Origin of the sequence: Jiangella alba (assembly GCF_900106035.1) — a bacterium.
Lineage (GTDB): Bacteria > Actinomycetota > Actinomycetes > Jiangellales > Jiangellaceae > Jiangella > Jiangella alba.
This window is the reverse complement of record NZ_FNUC01000003.1, coordinates 1,965,414-1,981,260: the sequence shown is the minus strand read 5'-3', so window position 1 is coordinate 1,981,260 and position 15,847 is coordinate 1,965,414. Positions and strand designations below refer to the sequence as shown.

The following is a 15,847-nucleotide window of genomic DNA, read 5'->3' as shown; positions in this document are numbered from 1 at the left end:
GTCGTCAATGGGTGGGGCCGGCGAGGTTCGCCGGCACAAGGGAGGCAGGTACTCGTGGCTCAGCGCCGCCGGGCCGACAAACGACGCGTCACACAGAGCGACGTCGCTCGCGCCGCCAACGTGTCCACGGCCATCGTCTCCACGGTCATCAACGGCAAGACCGACTCCATCCGGGTCAGCGAGACGACTCGCGAACGGGTCTGGCAGGCCGTCCGCGACCTGCACTACACCCCGAACATCGCCGCGCAGAGCCTGGCCGGCGGCCGCAACCGCATCATCGGCGCGTTCACCTACCAGCGGCTGTTCCCGTGGGAGAGCCGCGACTTCTACTACGAGTTCCTGCTGGGCATCGAGGAGGAGGCCGAGGCGGTCGCGCACCACCTGCTGCTGTTCACCGGCGCCAAGAACGAGTCAGGCGAGCGCTCGATCTTCAACCACGACGCCAACCTGCTGCGGCTGGCCGACGGCGCCATCCTGGTCGGTGGCCGGGTCGACGGCGACGAGCTCGCCAAACTGACCGCCGACGGCTACCCGTTCGTCATGATCGGCCGGCACGACGAGGTCGGCCCGCAGGTGTCCTGGGTCGCGGCCGACTACGCGGCCGGAGCCGACGCCGTCGTCGAGGAGCTGTACGCGCGCGGCCACCGGCGGCTGCTGTACGTCGCCGGCTCGCGCACGCAGGAGACGCTGGCCGAGCGGCGCACCGGGTTCGCGGCCGCCTGCGCCCGGCACCGGCTGGGCCCGAAGCGGGCCCGCATGGTGGCCTTCGGCGCCGCCAACCCCGACCTGCCGCGCCTCGCGGTGGCCGCCGATGAGCCCGCCGTCCTCGCCGCGGCCCGCGAGGCCGGCTCGACCGCCGTCATCGCCGAGTCCTCGTACGTCGCGCACCGCCTCCTCGAGACCGCGCGGGCCCAGGGCGTCGACGTGCCGGGTGCGCTGAGCATCGTCGGGCTGGGCGACCACGGCGACCGCGCGAACGTCCTCTCCCCCGACCCCGCGCTGACGCTGCTGCGCACCCCCAGCCGCGAGATCGGCGCGGCCGCGGTCCGCATGCTGCTGCGGCTGCTCGACACGCGCGACACCGGCCCTGAGCAGGAGTTCGTCCCCTGCGAGCTGACCGGCGGCCAGACCGTCGGCACGCCGGGCTGACCCGATGGACGACCTGCTGGGGAAGCTGACGCTGGAGCAGAAGGTGCGGCTGCTGACCGGGACCGACTCGTGGCGGCTGCCGGCCGAGCCGGCCGTCGGGCTGCGTCCGGTGGTCCTCACCGACGGCCCCGCCGGGGTCCGCGCCGCCCACCTCGCCGGCCACGGCACCGCCCTCAACCTGCCGTCCGGAACGGCGCTCGGCGCGTCGTGGGACACCGACCTCGCCCGCCGGTTCGGCGCGGCGCTCGCGGCCGAGACCCGCCGGGTGGGTGCCGACGTCCTGCTCGGTCCCACCGTCAACCTGCACCGCAGCCCGCTCGGCGGCCGGCACTTCGAGGCGTACTCGGAGGATCCGCTGCTGACGTCGCGGCTGGCCGCGGCGTACGTGCGTGGTGTGCAGGACGGCGGGGTGGGCGCCTGCCCGAAGCACTACGTGGCCAACGACTTCGAGACCGAGCGATTCACCGCCGACGTGGTCGTGTCCGAGCGGGCGCTGCGCGAGCTGTACCTGGCGGCGTTCGAGGACACCGTCGTCGAGGAACGGCCGTGGATGGTGATGGCCGCCTACAACTCCGTGAACGGGACGACGATGACGGAGAACGCCCTGCTCGCGTCGCCGCTGTGCGACGAATGGGGCTTCGACGGCGTCGTCGTCTCGGACTGGGGCGCGGCACGGACCACGGCCGCGGCCGGACGGGCCCGGCTGGACCTCGTGATGCCCGGGCCGTCCGGGCCGTGGGGCGACGCGCTGGTCAAGGCGGTGCGGGCCGGTGAGGTGCCGGAGGCGGCGGTCGACGAGAAGGTGCGGCGGCTGCTCCGGCTGGCGGAGCGGGTCGGAGCGCTGGACGGCGTCGGCGCGGGCGCCGTCGTGCCGCCGCCGGTCGACGGGCCGGGCCTGGCCCGCGAGGCGGCGGCCGCCGGGATGGTGCTCGTCCGCAACCAGGACGAGCTGCCCTGGAACCCGGCCCGGCTGCGGTCGGTGGCGGTCATCGGACAGAGCGCCGTGCTGGCGCGGACACAGGGCGGCGGCAGCGCGTACGTGCAGCCCGAGCACGTGGTGTCGCCGCTCGACGGGCTGCGCGCCGCGATGCCGGGCGTCGACGTGCGGTGGTCGCTCGGCGCCCAGGTGCAGCGTGGCCTCGTCCCGCTCCCCCCGCCCGGCCTCACCGATCCGGAGACCGGATCCCCGGGGGTGCGGCTGGTGATCCGGGCGGCCGACGGCGCCGTCCTGCGCTCCGAGCGGCACCGCTCGGCCGACCTCACCCGCATCGGCTCGAAGCGGCTGGCCGGCGCGGCCTCCATCGAACTGGCCACGATCCACCGGCCCGGCGACGACGGCCCGGTCCGGCTGGGGGTCGCGGCGGCCGGGCGGGTCCGGCTGAGCGTCGACGGCGCCGACGTCATCGACACCGTGCTGGACCACGACGGCACCTCGTTCGCCGGGGGCCTGGTGTCGCCGCCGGTGGCCAGCGCACCGGTCGAGTTCGCCGCCGGCCGGCCGGTCCGGATCGCCGTCCGGCTCGACCTCCCCCAGCCGCCCGAGCCGGGCGCCGGCCACACCGCGGCGACGCTCGTGGTGGGGACCGACCTCGCCACGTCGTCGCCCGACGACGAACTGGCGGCCGCGGTGGCCGCCGCCCGCGACGCCGACGCCGTCCTCGTCGTCGTCGGGACCACGCCGGACATGGAGAGCGAGAGCTTCGACCGGTCCACGCTGGCGCTGCCCGGACGGCAGGACGAGCTGGTGCGCGCGGTCGCCGCGGCCAACCCGCACACCGTCGTCGCCGTGAACGCGGGGGCGCCGGTGCTGCTGCCGTGGCGCTCAGACGTGGCCGCGGTGCTGCTCACCTGGTTCGGCGGGCAGGAGCTCGGCCACGCGCTGGCCGACGTGCTGCTCGGGCTGGCCGAGCCGGGCGGGCGGCTGCCGACGACCTGGCCGGCCACCGAGGCCGACGTGCCGGTGCTGGCCACCGCGCCGGCCGGCGGCGTGCTCCGCTACGACGAGGGCATCCACGTCGGCCACCGGGCCTGGCTGCGGACCGACGCCGAGCCCGCGTACCCGTTCGGACACGGCCTGGGCTACACGACCTGGTCGTTCGACCACCTCGCCGTCGACGGCCACGACGTCACCGTCCGCGTCCGCAACACCGGGACGCGGCCCGGCAAGCACGTCGTCCAGGTCTACCTCTCGCGACCCGGCAGCGCCGTCGACCGCCCGGCCCGCTGGCTGGCCGGCTTCGCCGTCGTCCGCGCCGCCCCCGGCGCCACCGCGGCCGCCCGCATCGAGCTCCGGCCGCGGTCGTTCGCCCACTGGGACGGCGGCTGGCGCACCGAGCCGGGCACCTTCACCATCCACGCCGGCGCGAACGTGGCGGACCTCCCGCTGCGCGCCGAGGTGACGATGCCCGGTTCAGCTGGGTGAGGACGACTCGTACTTCTCGGCCGCGCCGGGCTCGCGGATGCTCTCGGGATCGACGTCGACGTGGACCTCGCCGGAGCCGTCGCCGAGATACCAGACCAGCACGGTCCCGCCCACGGCCGGAACCTGCGCCGGCTCCGGGAGGATCGTGCCGACGACCGCCCGCGTCCCGGCCGGCGTCTCGATGGTCGCCCACACGGTGATGACGGGGGCGCCGTACCGCCAGCGCCCCTCCCCGGACGTGCCGGTGACCACCCCGCGGGTCGGCGTGCCGCCGCCGCGCACCCGGACGATCTCGTCGCGCAGCGCGTCGGCCTTCCGGCGGCCGCGCCGGCTCGCGGCGTGGACCCAGTAGGCGCCCAGCCCGCACACGACGCCCACGCCGGCGCCGACCCACTCCAGCCCGCCGGCCGCGGTGAACGCCGCCGCGCACCCGCCGGCCGCCATGCCGAGCAGGCCCAGGACCACGCCCACGGACCCGTCGTCGTGCTCGCGCGCGACCTTCCCGGCGGCGCCTGAAAGCTCCTCGATGATCGCCGGCCAGCGACGCCGGCGCCGCTGCAGCCGGCGGTCCAGCGCGCTGAGCGCCACCGCCAGCACGGCCGCGCCCGCCACCACGAGCGTCAGCCGGTCGTCGAGCCGTTCGGTGCGCGACTGGACCAGGACCCAGGTCGCCACCGCCGCGGCGAGGACGACGACGGCACGGATCGTCACGACCAGCATGCCGCCATGGTGTCATTGCATCGGCAGCACCCTTCGTGACGTGGGTCCGCGCCGGGCCCCTCGGTGGGACCCGGCGCGGGCAGAACGATCAGTGGCTCAGATGAGCCAGCGGTTCTTCTGGACGAACGGGATCCGTTCCCACAGCCGCCCCAGTCCGAGGTAGCGGCTCGAGAAGGTCAGCGCCAGCACCACGATCGCGAGCGCCTCGATGAGGTGCTCGTCCATGAACGGGTTGGTCTCCAGCGGCAGCGACGCCATGTACATCATGGCGAGCATCAGCACACCGGCCACGGCCGCCACCCGCATCCCGATGCCGAGGATCAGCGCCAGCCCGATGCCGAGCAGACCGATCATGAACAGCCAGTCGACCCAGGTGTTGCCGGCCAGGTTGGTGAAGAAGTCCTTGAACGGGCCCTCGACGCCCGACAGGTACCCGGTGGTGGGGCTGCCGCCGTCGATCCACGCGTTCTCGCTCGGGGTGGCGTAGCCGAGGCCGAACGTCTTGTCGAGGAACGCCCAGAGGAAGGTCCAGCCCAGAGCCAGCCGCAGCAGGCCCAGAACGTACTGGAGCGCGACCGGACGAACGTCGGGGTGAGTGGTGCCGGTGGTGGTCACCGGCACGGTGCGCTGACGCGGGAGGTTCCGGATCGGCGCGTCGTGGCTGCTGGACGTGGTCATCGTCCCGTCTCCTTCTGGAGTTCCGCCGGCCTCTCCGGCGCTGACTCCAGTCCACCGCGACGGGGGTGTCCGGCGCTGCTGCCCAACGTCGTCTCGGTGCGGGACCTTGGTCATCTCCGCATGGGACCGACGGCTCACGCGGTCACCGCCGGAAAGCGGTGGACTGGTGGTGTGAGCACGGAGAGGAGGTGAGCACATGAGCCTCACCCCACGGCACGATCTGCGCCGCACGGTTCCCGACCTGCTCGAGTGGGTCGAAGACCTGCCCAACACGTTCGCGTGGCCCGGCCCGCCCGGCCTCCGCCCGTTCCGGCTGGAGGAGCACCAGGACGACGACGCGTACGTCATCCGGGCCGAGCTGCCCGGCATGGATCCGGAGAAGGACATCTCGATCGACATCACCGGCGACCGGCTGACGATCAACGCCGAGCGCACGGACCGGCGCGAGGAGTCCGACCGGTCGGAGTTCCGCTACGGCCGGCTCCACCGCAGCGCCGTCCTGCCCAAGGGCGCCGACGCCACCAAGGCGACGGCTCGCTACGTGGCCGGGATCCTGGAGATCACCGTCCCGATCGCCGAGACGCCGCCCGAGTCCCACACCGTTCCCGTCACGAGAGGATGACCGCCACGACGCGTTGACCGAGCAGTCACCGTGCCCGCCCTTGCTCCCGTTCGGGCGGGCACCGACACGCCAGGGACCGGCGTGGCGAGCACCGAGCCGATCAGGACGCCTTCGACGGCCATGAACGTGCTCTCCGCGAGGAAGCACGATCCGTGCCGCCAGCCCGACCGGCGCGTCCTCACCGACCCGCGGCCGCAACCGGCCCAGCAGCAGCTCGCCGAGGGTCGCGCGGAACGGCGGATCGGAGCGCTCGCACCAGGCGACCGCGACATTCCTCACGACGGTCACCGGCATGGCGCCTCCCCTCTCCTGATCTCCGGCCGGATCGTGCCGAAGGTCCCCGGGTCACCGGGTCGAACGGGGCTGGCGTGCCGGCGCCGTCCGGCGGAGGGTCGAAACAGGCAGAGATCGAGAGGAGTGCCATCATGCGCGCACTCGTCGTCTACGAATCCATGTTCGGCAACACCCAGAAGATCGCCGAGGCGATCGCCGGCGGCCTCGCCCTGAGCATGACCACCGACCTCGTCGAGGCCGGTTCCGCCGGCCCCTCCCTCGCCGGCGTCGACCTGCTGGTGGTCGGCGGGCCCACCCACGCCTTCGGGATGAGCCGCGCGTCCACCCGCAGGAGCGCGCACGACCGGACACCCGGCGCGGTCGTGTCGAAGGCCGGCGGCGTCCGCGAGTGGATCGCCGCCCTGGACGCCGACGGCACGCCGTTCGCGACCTTCGACACCAAGGCCACCAAGCCGCGCCTGCCCCGGTCCGCGGCCCACGCCGCACGCCGGCGCCTGCGCCGCCGGGGCCTGCGTCCGGTCGCCGCGGCGACCAGCTTCCTCGTCACCGGCATGGAGGGCCCGCTCGCCGACGGCGAGGAGGAGCGCGCCCGCCGCTGGGGCGAGCAGCTCGGCCGCGCCCGGACCTGACCCTGACGGGAGGCAGCGCCATGGACGTCGATCCGCGCACCGGGATGACGATCCTCGATGCGGACAGCTGCTGGGCGCTGCTCGCGTCGGCGGACGTCGTCCGGCTCGCCGTCGTGGCGGCCGGCGACCTCGAGATCTTCCCGGTCAACGCGGTCGTCGACGGCCACACCCTCGTGTTCGCCACGGGCGAGGGCACCAAACTCGCGGCCGTGACGATCGCTCGCGACGTCGTGCTCGAGGCCGACGGCGCCGACGCGGAGCGGGGCGTCGCGTGGAGCGTCGTCGTCAGGGGCCGGGCCGAGCGCCTGGTGCGCTTCGCCGACATCTACCGGGCCGAGGAGCTCCCGCTCCGGTCGTGGACGACGCACCCGAAGCAGTGGTTCGTGCGGGTCCATCCGGCGCAGGTGACCGGCCGGCGATTCGTCAGCGCCGCGGGTCGAGGTCGCGGACGACGGTGACGGGGATCGGCAGGCGCCGCAGGATGCTGCGCGCGGACGACCCGAGCAGCAGGCCGGTGATCCGGCCGTGTCCGCGCCCGCCGACGACGGCGAGGTCCGCCCCGCCGGCGTACTCGGCCAGCACGAGGGCGGGACGCCCGTACTCGACGGTGGTGGTCACCCGCACGGCCGGGTACTTCGCCCGCCAGGGCTCCACCGAGGCCCGGAACACCTCCGCGGCCGCCGCCTCGTAGCGCGCGGCGTCCGGGCGCAGCGGCCGGTCCGCCGGGTAGCCGAGCGGCAGCTCCATCGCGTGCACGGCGATGATCCGCGCACCGCGTGCGGAAGCCAGCGTGAAGGCGTACTCCACGGCGGCCTGGCCACGATCGGAGCCGTCGACGCCCAGCAGGATGGCGTGGCGCAGGCGGACGGGCGGCGCCCAGGTGTCCGGGACGATGGTCAGCGGCACCCGGGTGCGGGCGGCACACGCCAGCGAGGTGGACCCCGTCACGAGCTCCGCCACGCGGCCCACGCCCTGCCGGCCGACCACGAGCATCGGCGCGCGCATCGAGGCGCGCAGCAGGATCCGGGGCACCAGGCCGTAGCGCAGGACCGTCCGGGCCGGGACGTCGTGGTAGCCGCGCTCGGCCAGCCGGTCCAGCGCCTCGTCGAAGATGTCGTCGGCCAGCTCCTGCGGCGCGGTGTCGAGAACGGCGAGCGAGTGGCGTTCGCCGGGATGGGCGAAGACCAGCGTCAGCCCGCACCCGCGCGTGCGGGCCTCGCCCGCGGCCCAGTCCAAGGCGAGCAGGGCGCTCGGCGATCCGTCCAGTCCGACGACGATGGGTGCGGTGCTGGTGGCCATGCCTCCAGCAGATCGCCGCCGGCCGGGACCCGCACAGGGCCCAAGGTCCCGCGCGCACGGGCCGTGCGGCGGGACCTGCGGCTCTACCCGCCGGACGGGGACCGGCGCGACGGTGGACGCGACGACGGCGACGACGAGGTGCGCCGTCCGGGACGAACGGAGCCGACGATGTGGAACGTGCTGGACGCGACGGACCGGCCGATCGTGGCCGGCATCGACGGCCGCCCGGAGAGCGAGGCCGCCCTGCACTGGGCCGTCGCCGCGGCCCGGGCGCGCCGGACGCCCTTGCGCGTCGTCCTGGTCGCCGACGCGTCCGAGCTGCAGCGCTACGTGCCGTACCGGCCGGACGTCCACGGCGAGACGTTCATGGTCCCGGCGCGGCCGCACCGGCATCCGTCCGACGACGACCTCGACCGCGCGGTCGCGATCGCCCGGCTGCACCTGCCGCCCGGCGCCGTCACCGGACGACGCGCGCCCGGCGCCGCCGCGACGGCCCTGATCGAGGACTCCGCCGACGCCGCCATGCTCGTCGTCGGCACCCGCAGGCGCGGCCCGCTCGCCGCCGCCGCGCTCGGTTCGGTGAGCGCGACGGTGGCCGCACACGCCCGCTGCCCCGTGGTCGTCGTCGGCGCCGAGCCGCCCGGGTCCGGCGCCGGTCTGCCGGTCGTCGCCGGGATCGCCGACGACCGCGCCGCCGACGGCGTCCTCGACTTCGCCTTCCGCGAGGCGTCGGTGCGCCGGGTACCGCTGACGGTGCTCCACGCCGGCCGGGCCGATCCCGGCCTGGCGCCCAGGCTGGCGAACTACGCATCCCGGTATCGGGACGTGCCGGTGACGGCGCACCTGTCCGGCGACGGCGCGGCCGAGGCGCTGACCGCGGCCAGTGCCCGCGCCCAGCTGGTGGTCGTCGGCTCGCGGCGGCGCGGCCGGGTGGCCGGCCTGGTGCTCGGCTCGGTCGGACGGCAGCTGCTGCACGAGGCCGGCTGCCCGGTCGCCGTCGTCCACCCCGCCCGGGCCCGGACGCCACGACGGACGGTCGTCCGTCCCGCCGAGGCGCCGCTCTGACGTCTCGGGCCGAAGGTCCCGACATCACCGCCTTCGGCCTCTACGCCCGACGCCGCCCGCGGCGGACGCTGGAGGCATGGGCCACCACGCGAGACCAGTGCCGGCGGCGCGACGGATGCTCGTCGTCTGCGCCCACCCCTACGACGCGACGTTCGCGCTCGGCGGCGTGATCGGCGCCTTCGCCGACGCCGGGACCTCGGTGCGCGTCCTGTGCCTGACGCACGGACGGCGGCGGGACCCGACGCCGCGCCGGCGGGTCGACCGCGCCCGCGACCTCGGCCGCGCCGTGCGGCGGCTCGGCGCCGAGGACGCCGTCCTGCTGGACCACGCCCCCGGCACGCTCGCCGCCGCGACCATCGACGAGCTGGCGGCCGAGATCCGGTCGGCCGCGGTCGCCGCCGACGCGCTGCTCGTCGTCGACGCCACCGGCCCCGGAGCCCACCCCGACCACGTGCGGACGATGCGCGCGGCCTACCGCGCGGCCGCCGCCACCGGCACCGTCCTCTACGCCTGGACGCTGCGCCCGGCCGAGCTGCGGACCACGCACCAGGTGCTGGTGATCGACGCCGACCGGGCCCGGCAGCGCGCGGCCATCGCCTGCCACACCGGCCTGCCCGAGAACGACCCGCTGCGCAGCCGGTGGATGCGCCACCAGGACCCGGCCGAACGGCTGGTCGTGCTGCGCGACGAGCGGACCCTCGCCCCCGTCGACCGGCCGCCGGAACGGAGCCCGTCATGACCGGCTCGGACCCCGTCGCCGGTCGTCGTCCACGTGTGCGGAGGCGGACACCATGAGCGACAGAACCCGCGGTCCCGGCGCCGGAGCCGGTGGCGGCGCCCTCTACGGACTCGGCATCTTCGGCGCGCTGGTCTTCTTCTGGCAGCAGGCCGACACCTTCTGGGACTACGTCCTCGCCATCGTGCAGGGCCTGTTCTGGCCGGCGTTCATGGTCTACGAGGCGTTCAAGGCACTGGACTGACGTGACCGGCGCAGCGGAGTCGTCCATGACCAACGCCGTCGTCGTCGGCGTCGACGGATCGCCCGACAGCGGCCACGCCCTCTCCTGGGCGGCCGCGGAGGCGCACCGGCGCGGCAGCGTGCTGTACGTCGTCTTCGGGCTCTGGACGCCGCTGGCCGCGCTCCCGTTCGGCGGCGCGGCGGTGCGGCTGCCGCCCGACGAGCTGCGGCTGTACTCCACCCGCGTCCTGGACCGCGCGAAGGAGCTCGTGCGGGAGCAGCACCCCGGCGTGGAGGTGAGCACGGTGCTCGTCGTGCGCCCGCCGGTGCAGGCGCTGCTCGACATCTCCCACGACGCCGCACTGGTGGTCGTGGGGACGCGCGGGCTCGGCGCGTTCGGCGGGCTGCTGCTCGGCTCGGTGAGCGCCCGGGTGGCCGCCCGAGCCACCGCGCCCGCCGTCGTGGTGCCGGAGCCGGCCGGACCGGGCGACGGCACGATCGTCGCCGGGGTCGACGGCTCGCCGCACGGCGACGCCGCGCTGCGGTTCGCGCTGACCGAGGCGGACCGCCGGGCCGTGCCCGTCGCGGCCGTGACCGCCTACGAGCCGGACCCGCTCATGCTGCCCGTCCTCGACCCCGCGGCCGTGGACCGCGCCGCCGCGATCGAACGGCGCGGCGCCGAGCAGCTGGCGTCCGACGCGGTCGGCCGGGCCAGGGCGGCCACCGGCGCCGCCGCACCCGTCACCGTCCGCGTCCAGGCCGGACGCGCGGCCGAGGTCCTCACCGACGCCGGACGCGACGCCGGCCTGATCGTCGTCGGGTCGCGCGGCCGCGGCGAGGTGCGCGGGCTGCTGCTCGGCTCCACCAGCCAGGGCGTCCTGCACCACGCGGGCCGGCCGGTCGCCGTCCTGCACGCGCCGCCGGACTGACGGGTGACGGCGTCAGAAGCGGTGTCGGGTGTGCGAGAACGTGTCGCCCTTGCCGAAGGCGAGCACCTTCACCGGGGCGACGGCGAACACCAGCGCTTCGCCGCCGTCGTCGTGGTGGAAGGCGCCGTCGCGCACCTCGAACCGCCAGGACCCGTCCCACTTCGCGCGCCACGCGGCGGCCAGCCGGTGCAGCGTGGCGTCGTCGGTGACCCGAACGGCGTCGCCCTCGACGACGACGTCCAGGCCGCGGTCCCAGTCGTTGCGCCCGGTAATGAGGGTGACCTGCGGGTTCGCCCGCAGGTTGACGGCCTTCTGCTCGGCGGCGCCGGTGCAGAAGTGGAGGGCGCCGTCGAGCCAGACCGCCACGAGCGGGGTGACGTGCGGCCGTCCGCCGGCCCGGACCGTGGTGATCCAGAACAGCTCGGCGGCCTCGATCACGCGCACCGTGTCGTCCCACGAGGCCGGCGCGGCGCCCGGCGCGCTGAACCGGGCGTCGAGTGAGGTGGCCGGTGCGTTCATCGGCGTCTTCTTCTCCGTCATGACGGGTACGACCGATCTGCGGTGGAGAACTCATCGCCGATGGCCCGGACGGCGACGACCGCCAGGCCGGCCAGCGCGGCCGCCGTCAGCACCGGCACCGCGGCCTTCGCGGCCCGAGGCGGCAGGACCAGCTCGAACAGCGGCACCGGGTCGCCCAGTCGTCGCTGCAGCGGGCCGAGCGGGCAGCTGCCGCGTCCGACCACCAGCGCCAGCCCTTCGGCCGCGAGCGCGCCGGCGCTGACCGCCAGCCAGCGATCCCGGCGCCCGGTCAGCGCACAGGCCCAGACGTGGCCGAGGGCGGCCAGCTCGGCCGCCGCGATGCCGGTGTGGGCCAGCCGCAACGCCGTCGCCCGGCGCGGCAGCCCGGCCGGTGGTGGGGTCATGCGGCCACTGTGGCGCACCGCCCGGCCTCGGCCTCAGGGCCGAAGGTCCCCGGACCGGCGGGTCGTCCCGCCCGGCGCCGGGCGGTCACCGGTCGGCGTGCGGCGGTTCCCGCTCCCGTCCGGCCCCGGCGGCGAGGGCGGCGCCGACCTGCTCGGCGAGGGTGACGGCGACGAGGCGTTGCTCCAGCGACGGCCGCCGGATCGCGGTGGCGGCGGTGAGCAGGAACCGGCCGCGTCTCGTGCCGCCGAACTCGACCGCCAGCTCGATCTCGTCGTCGGTCGGCAGCCCGTCGCGGTCCACGTTCACCGGACGGCCGCGGCGGGTCACGGTGCCGTCGCTGTGCAGTTCGGCGTGCTGCCGGCCGGCGCCGCGCTCGTAGCGGCAGCCGTCGAGGTCGAGCACGTCGATGATCTGCCGTTCGACCCGGCGGATCAGCTCGTCCGGCACGTCGTCGCCGGACGCGACGATCCGGGCCGCGGAGACGATGCCGTCGAGGTAGCCCCGCCGCTCGCTGGAGCGCGCCTGCTGCCGTCGTCCCCACAGCGCGATCTCGGTGACCGCCAGCCCCACCACCGTCAGCAGGGCGGCGGTCTCGATGTCGTCGCGATCGTCGATGGTGAAGGTCTGGTACGGCTGCGTGAGGAAGAAGTCGAACCACACGGCACTCGACAGCGCCGCGACGACTCCGGCCACGCGCCGGCCGGTGGCGGCGACGCCGACCACGATGAGCACCAGGCCGAGGGCGGCGTTGGCGTTCGCGACGTCGTCGCGGACCGCGGTGAGCGCGGCGCACGCCACCAGCGGCCCCAGCAGGGCCACGGCCATCACCACGGCGGCGGAGCGGCTCGGCGACGCGTCCACGTCTCCATCTACCGCCCGTCCGCCCGGCGCTGTCAACGACCTTGACGACTCCTTAGCGGCGCGTCAGGACCGGCGGCGCCCGAGGAGGCGGCCGAGGAGCGAGCCGCGCTCGGACTCGTGGCCCGGGCAGCGCTCCTCCTCCGGGATGCCCGCCATGACCTGCTGCACGTGCATGCCGCAGCCGCGCCAGGTCGTGCGGCCGCACGTCCTGCACAACGCCGGGTGACACATGGTTCGCCTCCTGCCGATCGTCGTCCGGGAATGAACGTATCCCCCCGGGGGGTTATGCTGTCAACCGAGCCACCACACCGAAGGGCACCACGTTCATGACCACCACCACGCTGACCGGCCAGACCTTCGCGCAGACCGTGGAGGACAACGAGATCGTGCTGGTCGACTTCTGGGCCGCCTGGTGCGGCCCCTGCCGCATGTTCGCGCCCGTCTACGAGCAGGCCGCCGAGCAGCACCCCGACATCGTCTTCGGCAAGGTCGACACCGAGGCCGAGCGCGAGCTCGCCGCGTCGGCGCAGATCACGTCCATCCCCACCCTGATGGCCTTCAAGAAGGGCCACCTCGTCTTCTCCCAGCCCGGCGCCCTGCCCGCGGCCGCCCTGCAGCAGGTCATCGACGCCGTCGTCGACCTCGACGTCGACGCCGCCCTGGCCGCCGCCCAGGACGCGCAGCAGTGACGACCCACACCCTGGGCGTCACCGTCGGCCTCCCCTACGACGACGCGGTCGGCGCCACGCGCGCGGCGCTGGCCGACGCCGGGTTCGGGGTGCTCACCGAGATCGACGTGCGCGCCACCCTGAAGGCCAAGCTGGACGTCGACGTGCCGGACGAGGTCATCCTCGGCGCCTGCCGGCCGGAGCTGGCGCACCGGGCCATGACCGCCGACCCGTCGGTCGCCACGCTGCTGCCGTGCAACGTGGTGGTCCGCGCGGTGGCGCCGGGCCGCACCGTCGTCGAGACCGTCGACCCCGCCGCCCTGCTCGGCGTCACCGGCCGCGACGAGCTCGCCGAGGTGGCCGACGAGGCCCGCCGGCGCCTCACCGAGGCGCTGTCCCGGCTCACCACGCGGAGAGGCTGACCCATGCAGCTCGAGCCCGACACCACCACGCCGATCATCCACCGCGCCAGGCGCGCGCACGGCCACCTCGCCCGCGTCATCACGATGCTCGAGAACGGCGACGACTGCGAGGACGTGCTGACGCAGCTCGCCGCCGTGATCAAGGCGCTGGACCGCACCGGCTTCGCCATCGTCGCCACCGGGCTGCAGCAGTGCCTCAGCTCCGGCCAGGACACCGACAGCGTCGACGTCAAGAAGATGGAGAAGCTCTTCCTCACGCTCGCCTGAGCGACCCGCGAACACAGAAGGACCGACATGACCGTCACCACCCCCGGCCACGGCCAGGCCGTGCTCGACGACCTCTCGCCGCTGCACCGCCAGCTGCGCCGAGCCGTTCCCGACGTCTACAAGGGCTTCCGCGAGCTCCACCACGCCGCGTTCCAGGACGGCGCCCTGGACACGAAGACGAAGGAGCTCATCGCGCTCGCCATCGGCGTCGTCGAGGGCTGCGACGGCTGCATCGCCTCGCACGCCCAGGCCGCGGCCCGGGCCGGCGCGACCCGGCAGGAAGCCGCGGAAGCCATCGGCGTCACGTTCCTCATGAACGGCGGGCCGGCCACCATCTACGGTCCCCGTGCCTACGACGCGTTCTGCGAGTTCGAGGCCGCCGAGCCGGCCGCCTGACCGCGGCGCGGTCAGGCGACGCTGCCGGCGCGGTGGCCGAAGACCGCGCCCGCGGCCAGGCCGGTGCCGCCCGGATAGTTGCCGCTGAACAGGCCGCCGAGCATCTCGCCGGCGACCAGCAGGCCCGGGATCGGCGTGCCGTCGTCGGCGAGCACACGGCCGTGGGTGTCGGCCCGCAGCCCGCCGAAGGTGAAGGTGATGCCGCAGGTCACCGGGTAGGCGTAGAACGGCGGCGTGACCAGCGGCGCGGCCCAGTTGCTCTTCGGCGGGCGGACGTCGGCGCGGCGGCCGTCCTTGACGGTGGGGTCGAAGCGCGCCGTGGTGTCGATGGCGGCGTTGTACTCGGCGACGGTCTTGCGCAGTCCCGCCTCGTCGATGCCGGCCTGCCGCGCGAGCTCGTCCACCGTGTCGGCGACGACGACGCTGATGCCGGGCATGTCGTACTCCTCGGCCCGCAGCATGGGCCGCAGCTCGGCGTCGAAGAGCTGGAAGGCCACCGAGCCGGGCTGCTCGAGGATCTGGCTGCCGTACTTGGCGTAGGTGTAGTTGCGGAAGTCCTCGCCCTCGTCGATGAAGCGCTGGCCGTCGACGTTGACGACGATGCCGAGCGGGTAGCTCTGCCGGGTCAACCGGTTGGTCAGCTCGCGGTTGCTCTCGTTCTGCGGGTGCCCGGCGTCCCAGGCCACGGCGTGGCAGGTGGACCAGTCGCCGGCCCGCCCCGCGCCGATCCGCAGCGCCTCGACCAGCACCTCGCCGGTGTTGTTCGACGTGCCGCGCACGCGGGCGTTGGCCCAGCCGCGGCCCAGGTGGCGTTCGCGCAGCCGCGGGTCGGCCTCGAACCCGCCCGCGGCGAGCACCACCGACGCGGCCGCCACCTCGCCCCGGACGCCGTCACTGGTCAGGTAGCCGACGCCGGTGACGGCGCCGTCGTCGACCAGCAGCTCGTGCACGGCGTGCCCGTAGCGGACGTCGACGCCGAGGGCGGCGGCCGCGCGGGCGTGGTCGCCCATCAGGCCCTGTCCGCCGTCGACGTTGCCGACGTGCAGCCCGCCCCAGAACAGGTAGGTGCCGTCGTCGCGCTGGTACGCCTGGCGCTCGTACATCAGCCGGTAGCGCAGCCCGTGACCGTGCAGCCACCGCACGACCCGGCTGCTCTGCGCCACCAGCACCCGGGTGAGGTCGGGATCGTTGCGCCCGCCCGTCACCTTGGCGAGATCGGCCGCGTACTCCTCGGCGGAGTAGGGCGGGACCTCGGTGGCGTCGTGCCGGTCGTCGGGCTCGACGATGTCGAGCAGGTCGGGCAGGCCGTCGTGCACGATGCGGGTGGCGCCCGCCGTGTAGTAGCTGTTGCCACCCGCGTGCTCGCGGTCGCCCTTCTCCAGCAGGACGACCGAGCGGCCCCGCTCGGCGGCGGCGAGCGCGGCGCAGAAGCCGGCGTTGCCGCCGCCCACGACGACGACGTCGGCGTACGGCCGGGCGCTTCCCAGTCGGTTCAAGGTGTTCTCCGCTTCTCCGGGTGGACGGACTGACGCGCGGGCGCGGCG

20 protein-coding genes are annotated in these 15,847 nt (G+C 75.0%); 13 read left to right on the top strand and 7 right to left on the bottom strand.

What is annotated here, in order from left to right:
- Nucleotides 1-54 precede the first annotated feature (54 nt).
- Complete coding sequence (locus tag BLV02_RS11645) at nucleotides 55-1,149, top strand: LacI family DNA-binding transcriptional regulator (protein WP_069112699.1); 1,095 nt, start codon at nucleotides 55-57, stop codon at nucleotides 1,147-1,149.
- 4 nt (nucleotides 1,150-1,153) lie between these two features.
- Nucleotides 1,154-3,571 (top strand): glycoside hydrolase family 3 C-terminal domain-containing protein, encoded by a 2,418-nt coding sequence (locus BLV02_RS11640; RefSeq protein ID WP_069112700.1) that lies wholly within the window; start codon nucleotides 1,154-1,156, stop codon nucleotides 3,569-3,571.
- On the opposite strand, the gene BLV02_RS11635 is transcribed toward BLV02_RS11640, so the two are convergent.
- Together BLV02_RS11635 and BLV02_RS11630 are read right to left on the bottom strand one after the other, a co-directional pair.
- Entirely contained in the window at nucleotides 3,560-4,291 is a 732-nt protein-coding gene (locus BLV02_RS11635) for a hypothetical protein (protein WP_069112701.1), read from the bottom strand. The two genes, BLV02_RS11640 and BLV02_RS11635, sit on opposite strands and share 12 nt — an antisense overlap.
- A 96-nt stretch (nucleotides 4,292-4,387) precedes the next feature.
- Nucleotides 4,388-4,969, bottom strand: coding sequence for a TQO small subunit DoxD (locus tag BLV02_RS11630; protein ID WP_083288849.1), 582 nt, complete (start codon nucleotides 4,967-4,969; stop codon nucleotides 4,388-4,390).
- A gap of 196 nt (nucleotides 4,970-5,165) precedes the next feature.
- Between BLV02_RS11630 and BLV02_RS11625 the strand changes: the two genes are divergently transcribed.
- From BLV02_RS11625 to BLV02_RS11615, 3 genes are all read left to right on the top strand, one after another.
- The gene (locus BLV02_RS11625; RefSeq protein WP_083288850.1) at nucleotides 5,166-5,591 is read left to right on the top strand and encodes an Hsp20/alpha crystallin family protein; all 426 of its coding nucleotides are present in this window, start codon (nucleotides 5,166-5,168) and stop codon (nucleotides 5,589-5,591) included.
- 425 nt (nucleotides 5,592-6,016) lie between these two features.
- The gene (locus BLV02_RS11620) at nucleotides 6,017-6,514 is read left to right on the top strand and encodes a flavodoxin family protein (RefSeq protein ID WP_069112702.1); all 498 of its coding nucleotides are present in this window, start codon (nucleotides 6,017-6,019) and stop codon (nucleotides 6,512-6,514) included.
- 20 nt (nucleotides 6,515-6,534) lie between these two features.
- Entirely contained in the window at nucleotides 6,535-6,972 is a 438-nt protein-coding gene (locus BLV02_RS11615; protein ID WP_069112703.1) for a pyridoxamine 5'-phosphate oxidase family protein, read from the top strand.
- Here the strand turns inward: BLV02_RS11615 and BLV02_RS35620 are convergent.
- Nucleotides 6,938-7,813 carry a universal stress protein gene (locus BLV02_RS35620; RefSeq protein WP_069112704.1) on the bottom strand — a complete coding sequence of 292 codons (876 nt, stop codon included), beginning with the start codon at nucleotides 7,811-7,813 and terminating at the stop codon, nucleotides 6,938-6,940. The genes BLV02_RS11615 and BLV02_RS35620 overlap by 35 nt on opposite strands.
- Before the next feature lie 63 nt (nucleotides 7,814-7,876).
- Between BLV02_RS35620 and BLV02_RS35615 the strand changes: the two genes are divergently transcribed.
- From BLV02_RS35615 to BLV02_RS11590, 4 genes are all read left to right on the top strand, one after another.
- Entirely contained in the window at nucleotides 7,877-8,878 is a 1,002-nt protein-coding gene (locus BLV02_RS35615; protein ID WP_171906794.1) for a universal stress protein, read from the top strand.
- A gap of 76 nt (nucleotides 8,879-8,954) precedes the next feature.
- A complete protein-coding gene (locus tag BLV02_RS38005) occupies nucleotides 8,955-9,617 on the top strand; it encodes a PIG-L deacetylase family protein (protein ID WP_083288852.1) in 663 nt (220 codons plus the stop codon).
- Nucleotides 9,618-9,669: 52 nt separating this feature from the next.
- Nucleotides 9,670-9,858 carry a hypothetical protein gene (locus tag BLV02_RS11595; protein ID WP_069112706.1) on the top strand — a complete coding sequence of 63 codons (189 nt, stop codon included), beginning with the start codon at nucleotides 9,670-9,672 and terminating at the stop codon, nucleotides 9,856-9,858.
- Between the two features lie 25 nt (nucleotides 9,859-9,883).
- Nucleotides 9,884-10,765 carry a universal stress protein gene (locus BLV02_RS11590; protein ID WP_069112957.1) on the top strand — a complete coding sequence of 294 codons (882 nt, stop codon included), beginning with the start codon at nucleotides 9,884-9,886 and terminating at the stop codon, nucleotides 10,763-10,765.
- Between the two features lie 12 nt (nucleotides 10,766-10,777).
- On the opposite strand, the gene BLV02_RS11585 is transcribed toward BLV02_RS11590, so the two are convergent.
- From BLV02_RS11585 to BLV02_RS11575, 3 genes are all read right to left on the bottom strand, one after another.
- Nucleotides 10,778-11,284: a pyridoxamine 5'-phosphate oxidase family protein gene (locus tag BLV02_RS11585; RefSeq protein WP_171906795.1), complete on the bottom strand. Its 507-nt coding sequence runs from the start codon at nucleotides 11,282-11,284 to the stop codon at nucleotides 10,778-10,780.
- Between the two features lie 17 nt (nucleotides 11,285-11,301).
- Nucleotides 11,302-11,688: a hypothetical protein gene (locus BLV02_RS11580; RefSeq protein WP_069112708.1), complete on the bottom strand. Its 387-nt coding sequence runs from the start codon at nucleotides 11,686-11,688 to the stop codon at nucleotides 11,302-11,304.
- A gap of 85 nt (nucleotides 11,689-11,773) precedes the next feature.
- A complete protein-coding gene (locus BLV02_RS11575; RefSeq protein ID WP_216094336.1) occupies nucleotides 11,774-12,550 on the bottom strand; it encodes a DUF4118 domain-containing protein in 777 nt (258 codons plus the stop codon).
- A 326-nt stretch (nucleotides 12,551-12,876) separates the two neighbouring features.
- Between BLV02_RS11575 and trxA the strand changes: the two genes are divergently transcribed.
- The 4 genes from trxA to BLV02_RS11555 are packed head-to-tail and all read left to right on the top strand — an operon-like array spanning nucleotide 12,877 to nucleotide 14,303.
- Nucleotides 12,877-13,239 (top strand): thioredoxin, encoded by a 363-nt coding sequence (gene trxA / locus BLV02_RS11570; protein ID WP_069112709.1) that lies wholly within the window; start codon nucleotides 12,877-12,879, stop codon nucleotides 13,237-13,239.
- Complete coding sequence (locus BLV02_RS11565) at nucleotides 13,236-13,640, top strand: DUF302 domain-containing protein (RefSeq protein WP_069112710.1); 405 nt, start codon at nucleotides 13,236-13,238, stop codon at nucleotides 13,638-13,640. The genes trxA and BLV02_RS11565 overlap by 4 nt, the downstream gene beginning before the upstream one ends.
- A gap of 3 nt (nucleotides 13,641-13,643) precedes the next feature.
- Nucleotides 13,644-13,907 carry a metal-sensitive transcriptional regulator gene (locus BLV02_RS11560; protein ID WP_069112711.1) on the top strand — a complete coding sequence of 88 codons (264 nt, stop codon included), beginning with the start codon at nucleotides 13,644-13,646 and terminating at the stop codon, nucleotides 13,905-13,907.
- Nucleotides 13,908-13,934: 27 nt separating this feature from the next.
- Nucleotides 13,935-14,303, top strand: coding sequence for a carboxymuconolactone decarboxylase family protein (locus BLV02_RS11555; RefSeq protein WP_069112712.1), 369 nt, complete (start codon nucleotides 13,935-13,937; stop codon nucleotides 14,301-14,303).
- An 11-nt stretch (nucleotides 14,304-14,314) separates the two neighbouring features.
- Here the strand turns inward: BLV02_RS11555 and tcuA are convergent, their stop codons facing one another.
- On the bottom strand, nucleotides 14,315-15,790 hold the full coding sequence (tcuA, locus tag BLV02_RS11550; protein ID WP_069112959.1) for an FAD-dependent tricarballylate dehydrogenase TcuA: 1,476 nt from the start codon (nucleotides 15,788-15,790) through the stop codon (nucleotides 14,315-14,317).
- Nucleotides 15,791-15,847 lie beyond the last annotated feature (57 nt).

What these genes read in the sequence shown, in the direction of transcription:
- BLV02_RS11560 (WP_069112711.1), top strand. Translation starts at nt 13,644, where the DNA reads ATGCAGCTCGAGCCCGACACCACCACGCCGATCATCCACCGCGCCAGG.
- BLV02_RS11615 (WP_069112703.1), top strand. Translation starts at nt 6,535, where the DNA reads ATGGACGTCGATCCGCGCACCGGGATGACGATCCTCGATGCGGACAGC.
- BLV02_RS11620 (WP_069112702.1), top strand. Translation starts at nt 6,017, where the DNA reads ATGCGCGCACTCGTCGTCTACGAATCCATGTTCGGCAACACCCAGAAG.
- BLV02_RS11590 (WP_069112957.1), top strand. Translation starts at nt 9,884, where the DNA reads ATGACCAACGCCGTCGTCGTCGGCGTCGACGGATCGCCCGACAGCGGC.
- BLV02_RS11625 (WP_083288850.1), top strand. Translation starts at nt 5,166, where the DNA reads ATGAGCCTCACCCCACGGCACGATCTGCGCCGCACGGTTCCCGACCTG.
- BLV02_RS11640 (WP_069112700.1), top strand. Translation starts at nt 1,154, where the DNA reads ATGGACGACCTGCTGGGGAAGCTGACGCTGGAGCAGAAGGTGCGGCTG.
- BLV02_RS11635 (WP_069112701.1), bottom strand. Translation starts at nt 4,291, where the DNA reads ATGCTGGTCGTGACGATCCGTGCCGTCGTCGTCCTCGCCGCGGCGGTG.
- trxA (WP_069112709.1), top strand. Translation starts at nt 12,877, where the DNA reads ATGACCACCACCACGCTGACCGGCCAGACCTTCGCGCAGACCGTGGAG.
- BLV02_RS11630 (WP_083288849.1), bottom strand. Translation starts at nt 4,969, where the DNA reads ATGACCACGTCCAGCAGCCACGACGCGCCGATCCGGAACCTCCCGCGT.
- BLV02_RS11595 (WP_069112706.1), top strand. Translation starts at nt 9,670, where the DNA reads ATGAGCGACAGAACCCGCGGTCCCGGCGCCGGAGCCGGTGGCGGCGCC.
- BLV02_RS11555 (WP_069112712.1), top strand. Translation starts at nt 13,935, where the DNA reads ATGACCGTCACCACCCCCGGCCACGGCCAGGCCGTGCTCGACGACCTC.
- BLV02_RS11580 (WP_069112708.1), bottom strand. Translation starts at nt 11,688, where the DNA reads ATGACCCCACCACCGGCCGGGCTGCCGCGCCGGGCGACGGCGTTGCGG.
- BLV02_RS35620 (WP_069112704.1), bottom strand. Translation starts at nt 7,813, where the DNA reads ATGGCCACCAGCACCGCACCCATCGTCGTCGGACTGGACGGATCGCCG.
- BLV02_RS11585 (WP_171906795.1), bottom strand. Translation starts at nt 11,284, where the DNA reads ATGAACGCACCGGCCACCTCACTCGACGCCCGGTTCAGCGCGCCGGGC.
- BLV02_RS38005 (WP_083288852.1), top strand. Translation starts at nt 8,955, where the DNA reads ATGGGCCACCACGCGAGACCAGTGCCGGCGGCGCGACGGATGCTCGTC.